Source organism: Stenotrophomonas sp. STEN008 (assembly GCF_056760435.1).
On the sequence record NZ_JBRRET010000046.1, the window covers coordinates 18,285 to 27,047 of the forward strand.

8 protein-coding genes are annotated in these 8,763 nt (G+C 67.4%); 7 read left to right on the plus strand and 1 reads right to left on the minus strand.

All coding sequences use genetic code 11. From position 1 onward, the window contains the following. Nucleotides 1–18 precede the first annotated feature (18 nt). From murC to lpxC, 6 genes are all read left to right on the plus strand, one after another. Complete coding sequence (gene murC, locus ACVOME_RS16665; protein ID WP_053516454.1) at nt 19–1,455, plus strand: UDP-N-acetylmuramate--L-alanine ligase; 1,437 nt, start codon at nt 19–21, stop codon at nt 1,453–1,455. Then, nucleotides 1,452–2,414 carry a D-alanine--D-alanine ligase gene (locus tag ACVOME_RS16670; protein WP_065182802.1) on the plus strand — a complete coding sequence of 321 codons (963 nt, stop codon included), beginning with the start codon at nt 1,452–1,454 and terminating at the stop codon, nt 2,412–2,414. Before murC ends, ACVOME_RS16670 begins: the two co-directional genes overlap by 4 nt. Continuing rightward, on the plus strand, nt 2,411–3,160 hold the full coding sequence (locus ACVOME_RS16675) for a cell division protein FtsQ/DivIB (RefSeq protein WP_053516451.1): 750 nt from the start codon (nt 2,411–2,413) through the stop codon (nt 3,158–3,160). The genes ACVOME_RS16670 and ACVOME_RS16675 overlap by 4 nt, the downstream gene beginning before the upstream one ends. Next, nucleotides 3,157–4,392 (plus strand): cell division protein FtsA, encoded by a 1,236-nt coding sequence (gene ftsA, locus ACVOME_RS16680; protein ID WP_005408083.1) that lies wholly within the window; start codon nt 3,157–3,159, stop codon nt 4,390–4,392. Before ACVOME_RS16675 ends, ftsA begins: the two co-directional genes overlap by 4 nt. 161 nt (nt 4,393–4,553) lie before the next feature. Beyond that, nucleotides 4,554–5,789, plus strand: coding sequence for a cell division protein FtsZ (gene ftsZ / locus ACVOME_RS16685; RefSeq protein WP_053516450.1), 1,236 nt, complete (start codon nt 4,554–4,556; stop codon nt 5,787–5,789). 188 nt (nt 5,790–5,977) lie between these two features. Beyond that, nucleotides 5,978–6,889 carry a UDP-3-O-acyl-N-acetylglucosamine deacetylase gene (lpxC, locus tag ACVOME_RS16690; RefSeq protein ID WP_053516449.1) on the plus strand — a complete coding sequence of 304 codons (912 nt, stop codon included), beginning with the start codon at nt 5,978–5,980 and terminating at the stop codon, nt 6,887–6,889. A gap of 281 nt (nt 6,890–7,170) precedes the next feature. Here the strand turns inward: lpxC and ACVOME_RS16695 are convergent, their stop codons facing one another. Further along, complete coding sequence (locus ACVOME_RS16695; RefSeq protein WP_053516447.1) at nt 7,171–7,620, minus strand: DciA family protein; 450 nt, start codon at nt 7,618–7,620, stop codon at nt 7,171–7,173. A gap of 12 nt (nt 7,621–7,632) precedes the next feature. Here ACVOME_RS16695 and ACVOME_RS16700 point away from each other — a divergent pair, with 12 nt between their 5' ends. Continuing rightward, on the plus strand, nt 7,633–8,586 hold the full coding sequence (locus ACVOME_RS16700; RefSeq protein ID WP_053516446.1) for a M23 family metallopeptidase: 954 nt from the start codon (nt 7,633–7,635) through the stop codon (nt 8,584–8,586). The last annotated feature ends 177 nt before the right edge of the window (nt 8,587–8,763 follow it).

Here is an 8,763-nt window from a genome sequence, read left to right on the forward strand (position 1 = left end):
CCCTGCGCGAGGCCGCGCATGATCCGTCGCCTGCACGACACCAACGACCTGGTGCGCGCCTTCCCGCGCGTGCACTTCGTCGGCATCGGCGGCACCGGCATGAGCGGCATCGCCGAAGTGATGCTGACGCTGGGTTATGAAGTGTCCGGTTCGGACAATGCCGACAATGCGGCCACCCGCCGCCTGGCCGGCCTGGGCGCACGCATCATGCGTGGCCATTCGGCGGCCAATGTGCTGGGCACCGACTGCGTGGTGGTGTCCAGCGCGATCCGCGAAGACAACCCGGAGCTGATGGAGGCGCGCAGCCAGCGCATTCCGATCATGCCGCGTGCGGCGATGCTGGCCGAGCTGATGCGCTTCCGGCGTGGCATCGCCGTGGCCGGCACCCATGGCAAGACCACCACCACCAGCCTGACGGCAGCGGTGCTGAGCGAGGGCGGCCTGGACCCGACCTTCGTGATCGGTGGCCAGCTGCTGGCCGCCGGCGCCAATGCCAAGCTGGGCGGTGGGCAGTGGCTGGTGGCAGAGGCCGATGAGAGCGATGGCAGCTTCCTGCGCCTGAATCCGCTGATGTCGATCATCACCAACATCGATGCGGACCACCTGGAGAACTACGGCAACGACTTCGCCCGGGTGCAGGCCGCATTCGCCGAATTCCTGCAGCGCCTTCCGTTCTACGGGCTGGCGGTGCTGTGCATCGACGATCCGGAAGTGGCTGCACTGGCCGCCAGGACGCCGCGCCACGTCATGAGCTACGGCATGAGCCCGCAGGCCGACGTGCGCGCCGAGAACGTGGTGCAGGAGGGCTCGCGCATGCGCTTCACCCTGCGCCTGCCGCAGGGCACCAGCCAGGAAGTGGTGCTGGCACTGCCGGGCAGGCACAACGTGCTCAACGCGCTGGCCGCCGCTGCGGTCGGTTGGCAGCTGGGCGTGGCACCGGATGCGATTGCGCGTGCGCTGGAGGCCTTCGCCGGGGTCGGCCGTCGCTTCAACGACCTGGGCGAAGTCACCACCGCCAGCGGTGCCAGGGTGCGGATCATCGATGATTACGGTCATCACCCGAGCGAACTGGAGGCGGTGTTTGCCGCTGCCCGCGGCGGCTGGGCCGACAAGCGCCTGGTGGTCGCGTTCCAGCCCCACCGCTACAGCCGCACCCGCGACCAGTTCGACAAGTTCGCTGCAGTGCTGTCCAGCGTCGACGCGCTGGTACTGAGCGAGGTCTACCCGGCCGGCGAGGAGCCGATCGCAGGTGCCGATTCGCATGCGCTGGCACGCGCCATCCGCGCCCGCGGCCGCAGCGAGCCGGTGGTGGTGGGCAAGGCCGCCGAGCTGGCGAGCGTGCTGCCGGACGTGCTGCAGGATGGTGACCTGCTGCTGATGATGGGGGCCGGCGATATCGGCGCCGTCGCCACCCACATCGCAGTGGAAGGCTTCAAGGCGGAGGGCGAGGCGTGAGCACGCTGACCTTCCCGCCGCTGCGCAGTACCGACCCGGCCGTGTTCGGCCGCGTCGCCGTGCTGCTCGGCGGTACCTCCAGCGAGCGCGAGGTGTCGCTGGACTCCGGCCGCAACGTGCTGGAGGCGCTGCAGTCGCGCGGCGTCGATGCGTTCGCCGTGGACGGCATTCCGGCCCTGGCCCGGGCATTGGCCGGCGGCGGCATCGATCGCGTGTTCAACATCCTGCACGGCCACAACGGTGGCGGAGAGGATGGCATCGTGCAGGGCCTGATGGACGCCTTCGGCGTGCCGTACACCGGCTCGGACGTGCTGGGTTCGGCATTGAGCATGGACAAGATCCGCACCAAGCAGGTGTGGCTCTCGGTCGGTTTACCCACCCCGCAGTACCGGAAGGTCACTGCCGAGACCGTCCACGCACAGGCGCGCGAGCTGGGCCTGCCGGTGGTGGTCAAGCCGGCCAACGAAGGCTCGAGCGTGGGCATCAGCCGTGTGACCGACGAAGCAGGCCTGGACGAGGCGGTGGCGTTGGCCGCGCGCTACGACGGCCAGCTGCTGATGGAGCAGATGGTGGTCGGCGACGAGCTGACCGTCGCCATCCTTGGCGACGTCGCACTGCCGTCGATCCGCATCGTGCCCAAAGGCCAGTGGTACGACTACAACGCCAAGTACATCGCAGAAGATACCCAGTACCTGTGCCCGGGCCTGGACGGCGAGGCCGAGGACGAGATCCGTCGCATCGCGCTGGCCGCCTTCCGCGCCGCCGGCTGCCGTGGCTGGGGGCGCGTGGACGTGATGCGTGACCGCGCAAGTGGCCGCTTCTTCCTGCTGGAAGTGAACACCGCGCCGGGCATGACCAGCCACTCGCTGGTGCCCAAGGCGGCCCGCCAGGCCGGCATCGGCTTCGAGGAGCTGGTGTGGCGCGTGCTTGAACAGACCCTGGAGGCTGGCCACGCATGAACGCGGTGCTGCGCATCTTCGTCTGGCTTCTGGCGCTGTCGGTGGTGGCACTGCCGGTGGTGGCCGTGGTCAATGGCTGGGTCGGCGCCGAGCGCTGGCCGCTGGCGAAGCTGCGCGTGCACGGTGAATTCAAGCGCGTGCCGGCCGAGCAGCTGCAGCAGGTGCTGTTGCCGTATGCGCGTGCCGGGTTCTTCGCGGTCAAGCTGCAGGATGCGCAGGACGCACTGGAGAAGCTGCCGTGGGTGGAAAGCGCGCAGGTGCGCAAGCAGTGGCCTGACGTGCTGGAAGTGACCCTGGTCGAGCACAAGCCTTTCGCCCGCTGGGGCGAGGGTCGCCTGCTGTCCGAGCAGGGCAAGCTGTTCCCCACGCCGAAGAAGCTGGCCGACCTGCAGCTGCCCGAGCTGGATGGCCCCGACAGCCAGACCGAGGAAGTGGTCAAGCTGTACAACGATTCACGCGCGCTGTTCGCGCCTGCCGGCGTCGACGTGCGCCGGCTGACCATGGATGCGCGCGGCAGCTGGTCGCTGGTGCTGAGCAACGGCACCGAAGTGGTGGTCGGGCGCGATGACGCCCGTTCGCGCCTGCAGCGCTTCGTGCGCGTGCTGCCACAACTGGCCAACCAGGCTGCGCCGATCGAGCGCGCCGATCTCCGTTACACCAATGGTTTCACGCTGAGCTGGGGCACCCCGGCCGCGCCGGCTGACGCGCCGGCGACCCCGGCAAGAAGGACGCAGGAAAGGACATGAATCGCAAGGGTGACAAATCGCTGATCGTCGGCCTGGATATCGGCACCTCCAAGGTGGTGGCGCTGGTGGGCGAGTATTCGCCGGGCAACCCGATCGAAGTGATCGGCATCGGATCGCACGAGTCGCGCGGCCTCAAGCGCGGCGTGGTGGTGGACATCGAATCGACCGTGCAGTCGATCCAGCGTGCGGTCGAAGAGGCCGAGCTGATGGCCGGCTGCGAGATCCGTTCGGTCTACGCCTCGATCTCCGGCAACCACGTGCAGTGCAAGAACTCGCCGGGAATCGTGCCGATCCGCGATGGCGAAGTGACCTGGGGCGACCTGGACCGCGTGCTCGACGCTGCCAAGGCGGTGGCGATTCCGGCCGACCAGAAGATCCTGCATGCGATCCCGCGCGAGTACGTGCTGGATGATTCGCAGGAAGGCATCCGCAACCCGGTGGGCATGACCGGTGTGCGCCTGGAAGTCCATGCACACCTGGTGGTGTGCGCGCAGTCCGCCGCCGCCAACATCAGCAAGTGCGTGCAGCGCTGCGGCCTGCAGGTGGATGATCTGGTGCTGTCCTCGCTGGCCTCCAGCGTGGCGGTGCTGACCGCCGACGAACGCGAGCTGGGTGTGGTGCTGGTCGACATGGGCGCAGGCACCACCGACATCGCGGTGTTCGTGCAGGGCGCGATCTGCCACACCGCATCGCTGCCGATTGCAGGCGACCACGTCACCAACGACATCGCGCACATGCTGCGCACGCCGACCCCGGAAGCCGAGCAGATCAAGGTGCGCTACGCCTGCGCCCTGGCCCAGCTGGCCACTGCCGAGGAGAGCATCCAGGTGCCGTCGGTGGGTGATCGCCCGCCGCGGCGCATGCCGCGCCATTCGCTGGCGCAGGCAGTGCAGGGCCGCTACGAGGAAATCTTCGAGATGGTGCAGGCCGAACTGCGTCGCTCCGGCTTCGAAGAGCTGGTGCGCGCGGGCATGGTGCTCACCGGCGGTGCATCGAAGATGGAAGGCGTGGTCGAGCTGGCTGAAGAGATGCTGCAGATGCCGGTGCGCGTGGGCATTCCGCAGCACGTCACCGGCCTGGGCGAAGTGGTCGGCAACCCGGTGCACGCCACCGGCGTGGGCCTGCTGCTGATGGGCAGCCAGATCGAGCATCCGCGCCGGCCATCGCTGCCGACCGGGCGCGCCGGCAGCATGTTCAAGAAACTCAAGACCTGGTTCCGCGGCGAGTTCTGACGCGGAACCCGTAACGCCGGGCATCGCCCGGATGCAACACCCGCAACACAACGCAACACCGGCAACACACAACCCACACAGCCGCAACGGCGGCATGCAGCAGGACGGCAGGACGCCCGAATGCCCATGCCATCGAAAGCGGATACAACGAGGACACGGACATGGCGCATTTTGAACTGATCGAAAAGATGGCACCCAATGCGGTGATCAAGGTGGTTGGCGTGGGCGGCGGCGGCGGCAATGCCGTGGCGCACATGGTCAACTCGGCGGTGGACGGCGTGGAGTTCATCACCGCCAACACCGACTCGCAGGCCATCAAGAATTGCGGTGCGAAGCTGCAGCTGCAGCTGGGCACCAACGTGACCAAGGGCCTGGGCGCAGGCGCGAACCCGGAAGTGGGCCGCCAGGCCGCCCTGGAAGACCGTGAGCGCATCATGGACGCCCTGCAGGGCGCCGACATGGTGTTCATCACCGCCGGCATGGGCGGCGGCACCGGCACCGGTGCGGCGCCGGTGGTGGCGCAGCTGGCCAAGGAAATGGGCATCCTGACCGTGGCCGTGGTCACCAAGCCGTTCCCGTTCGAAGGCCGTCGCCGCATGCAGGTTGCGCTGAAGGGCATCGAGGAACTGAGCCAGCACTGCGACTCGCTGATCACGATTCCGAACGAGAAGCTGATCACCGTGCTGGGCCGCAACGCCACCATGATCCAGGCGTTCCGTGCCGCCAATGACGTGCTGCAGGGCGCCGTGCAGGGCATTGCTGACCTGATCGTGCGTCCGGGCCTGATCAACGTCGACTTCGCCGACGTGCGCACCGTCATGTCCGAAATGGGCCTGGCGATGATGGGTACCGGCACCGCCCGTGGCGATGACCGTGCCCAGGCTGCCGCCGAAGCGGCGATCCAGAACCCGCTGCTGGACGATGTGAACCTGGCCGGTGCCAACGGCATCCTGGTCAACATCACCGCCGGCGCCGACTTCACCATGGCCGAGTTCGACGAGATCGGCCGCACCATCGATGGCTTCGCGTCCGAAGATGCCACCGTGGTGGTCGGTACCGTGCTGGATCCGGACATGCAGGACGAAGTGCGCGTGACGGTGGTGGCTACCGGCCTGAACCGCGTGTCGGCCAGCAAGAGCCAGCGTCCGGGCGAGCGTGCGCCGATCAAGCTGGTGCGCAATGCCACCACCGGCCAGCCGGAGTTCGGCGAGTTCGACACGGGTGGCGATGCGGTCTCCAAGGCCGTGGGCGGCATGGGCCTGGGCCTGCGTCGTGCCAGCAGCGATACCGCGGCAGCCTCCACCGCGTCGGCCCCGGCCTCTTCGGCCCCGGCGGCGGCGGAACTGCCGAACGATTACCTGGACATCCCGGCGTTCCTGCGCCGCCAGGCGGACTGAGCGGAGCTGCCCGGGGCTTGTCCTCCCCGGGTCGCGCCACCATGTCCTGAAGTGCGGGCGCCGGGCCAGGATAGGCCCGGCGGCCCTTCACGCGTGTCCCACCCGCGCGCCGGTGTGTCCTGCCGCCGTTTCAGCCGGGGTAGGGGAGTGCGCGTGTTAATCTAATGTGTCACTTCCGGTCTGCCCCCATGATCCAGCAACGCACCCTCAAGAACACGATCCGCGCCACCGGCGTTGGCCTGCACAGCGGTGACAAGGTCTACATGACCCTGCGCCCGGCACCGGTCAACCACGGCATCGTGTTCCGCCGCGTGGATCTGGATCCGGTGGTGGAAGTGCCGGCCAAGGCGGAGCTGGTCACCGAAGTGACCCTGTGCACCGGCCTGACCTGCAACGACGCCAAGGTCCAGACCGTTGAACACCTGATGTCGGCTCTGGCCGGCCTGGGTGTGGACAACATCATCGTCGAGCTGTCCTCGGCCGAGCTGCCGATCATGGACGGTTCGGCCGGCCCGTTCGTGTTCCTGCTGCAGTCGGCAGGCATCGTGGAACAGGATGCGCCCAAGCGCTTCATCCGCGTGCTCAAGACCGTGGAAGTGACCGAGGGTGACAAGGTGGCCCGCTTCACGCCCTACGAGGGGTACAAGCTGGGCTTCACCATCCAGTTCGACCACCCGATGATCCCGGCCAAGCAGTCACGCCAGGAAATCGAATTCTCCACGCTGGCGTACACCAAGGAAATCTCCCGCGCGCGCACCTTCGGCTTCATGCGCGACCTGGAGTACATGCGTGAACGCAATCTGGGCCTGGGCGGGTCGATGGACAACGCCATCGTGCTTGACGAGTTCCGCGTGCTCAACGAAGACGGGCTGCGCTACGCCGACGAATTCGTGCGCCACAAGATCCTTGATGCGATCGGCGACCTCTACCTCGCCGGTGGCCAGGTGCTGGGCGCCTACGAGGGCTTCAAGTCCGGTCACGCGCTCAACAACAAGCTGGTGCGCGCGCTGATGGCCGATGCCAGCGCGTGGGAGTGGGTCAGCTATGACTCGCCGGCGGTACCGGATCCGGTCGAGTACGCCACCCCGGCCTACGCCTGATTCACATAACGTTTTGAATTGAAAGGGAAAAACGCCGCCTCTCAGGGCGGCGTCCGCATTTCTGGAGGCTGCGATGGATACGACGCAGCAGGTGACGCGACTGTCGGTCTGTCGTCACGGTTTCGTGAACCTGTTGGATCGGAAGCCTGAATTTAACGTTGTTTTAACAACAATCTAACGACAGGTCCACCGGGGACCGCTAGGATGCGACCCGGCCCCCGAAATGTTTCACGCTGCGGTGACACGCGCGACGGGGAGCGGAGCAGGAGGCTCCGTTGTCCTCAGGACCGCTTCTTCGGCTTCGAAGGAACATCCTGCAGGGCTGCCAAGGCGTCGCGTAGCCCTTTGTGCGTGGCGGCTGAAACTGCGTGGGGGCCATTCCGGTTGTCGATCGCTGGGGAGCGTGAGGGAGTGGTGGACGCAGTCTTGATGGTCACCCTGGTGGCCTTCAGCCCGATGGACCGGGCCGCGTCGAGAAGCTGGGCCTCGGCAAGCCGGAACTTGGCATGCCAGACCGGGGACTCGACGAGAAAAACGAGGTGTTCCCCGTCCACATTGGCCAGCCGGCAACGGCTGCGCAGAGGTGGCGGCAACTGGGGGCGCAACTGACGGTCCAGCGCGTCGAGCCACAAGGCACGCCGCAGCGGGTTCCCGCTTTTGTCCGCCATTACCGCATCCAGTGCCGGTTTCGGCACGGAAGCGGGGCGAACGCTGGATTTCGGCTCAGACATGAAAACTCACTGATGGCATTCAAAAAGATCGTAATCAAAACGCGTGAAGGTCAGGCCAAATCGGCGCTCACGCGTTTGCGGTTCTATTTCGAGGACCGCCCCCGTGCCCTGCTGGGCAGCGTGCTCGGGGTAGGCTGCATTATCGGCTTTGCAGGCGGAATCGGCGCCAACGCGTTCAACGATTCGCGGCTGCAGGCCAAGGTCGACCGCCAGGAGGCTGAACTGGCCAAGGTCCAGCGCGATGCGCAGACCCAGGTCAACGCGCTGGCGGCCCGCCTCGGCGAGCTGCAGGCGCAGGCCACCCGCCTCAACGCCCTGGGCGAACGGCTGACCCAGATGGGCAAGCTGGAAGATGGCGAGTTCGACTTCAACGAAACTCCCGGCCTGGGTGACGGCGATGCCGGCGGCCCGACCTCGGACATCCCGGTCAAGGATGTCAACGCCGACTTACAGGTGCTGGAGCAGCGTTTCGCTGCTTCAGGCCGCCAGCTGTCGGTGATGGAATCGCTGATGTTCGATCACCAGCTGCAGCAGAACGCCGTGCCTTCGCGCATGCCGATCCGCAACAGCTATGTCACGTCCGGCTTCGGCACCCGTGCCGACCCCTTCGGCCGCGGTGCCGCCACCCACAAGGGCATGGACTTCCACGCCCGGGTCGGCGATCCGGTCATGGCCGTGGCCGATGGCGTGGTCAGCTTCTCCGGCGTCAAGGGCGGCTACGGCAACGTCGTCGATGTCGACCATGGCAACGGCTACGTCACCCGCTACGCGCACAATTCGCGCCTGGTGGTGAAGGTCGGCGATCTGGTCCGTGCCGGCCAGGAAGTGGCCAAGGCCGGTTCCACCGGTCGCTCCACCGGCGCCCACGTGCACTTCGAGGTGTGGGAAAACGGCAACGTGGTCAACCCGCGCAAGTTCCTCGGCGACGGCGGCAACACGCCGGTCGGCCGTATCAGCCGCGGCTGATTCCAGCGCCGGGCATGGCCCGGCGCCCCCCTCCTTGGGGGGGGGGGGGGGTGTCGCCGGCGGCCGGGGGGGTGGCCGGATGTGGGCCCCCCCGGGGGGGGGGGGGGGGGGCGGGGGCGGCCCCCCCCCGGCCTACAATGGCCATTCTGTTCCCCCTCCATTCCCGGCCGTCCCTGG

Excerpts from the sequence above, each read along its gene's own strand:
- ftsZ (WP_053516450.1), top strand. The coding sequence starts at position 4,554 with ATGGCGCATTTTGAACTGATCGAAAAGATGGCACCCAATGCGGTGATC.
- murC (WP_053516454.1), top strand. The coding sequence starts at position 19 with ATGATCCGTCGCCTGCACGACACCAACGACCTGGTGCGCGCCTTCCCG.
- ACVOME_RS16700 (WP_053516446.1), top strand. The coding sequence starts at position 7,633 with ATGGCATTCAAAAAGATCGTAATCAAAACGCGTGAAGGTCAGGCCAAA.
- lpxC (WP_053516449.1), top strand. The coding sequence starts at position 5,978 with ATGATCCAGCAACGCACCCTCAAGAACACGATCCGCGCCACCGGCGTT.
- ACVOME_RS16695 (WP_053516447.1), bottom strand. The coding sequence starts at position 7,620 with ATGTCTGAGCCGAAATCCAGCGTTCGCCCCGCTTCCGTGCCGAAACCG.
- ftsA (WP_005408083.1), top strand. The coding sequence starts at position 3,157 with ATGAATCGCAAGGGTGACAAATCGCTGATCGTCGGCCTGGATATCGGC.
- ACVOME_RS16675 (WP_053516451.1), top strand. The coding sequence starts at position 2,411 with ATGAACGCGGTGCTGCGCATCTTCGTCTGGCTTCTGGCGCTGTCGGTG.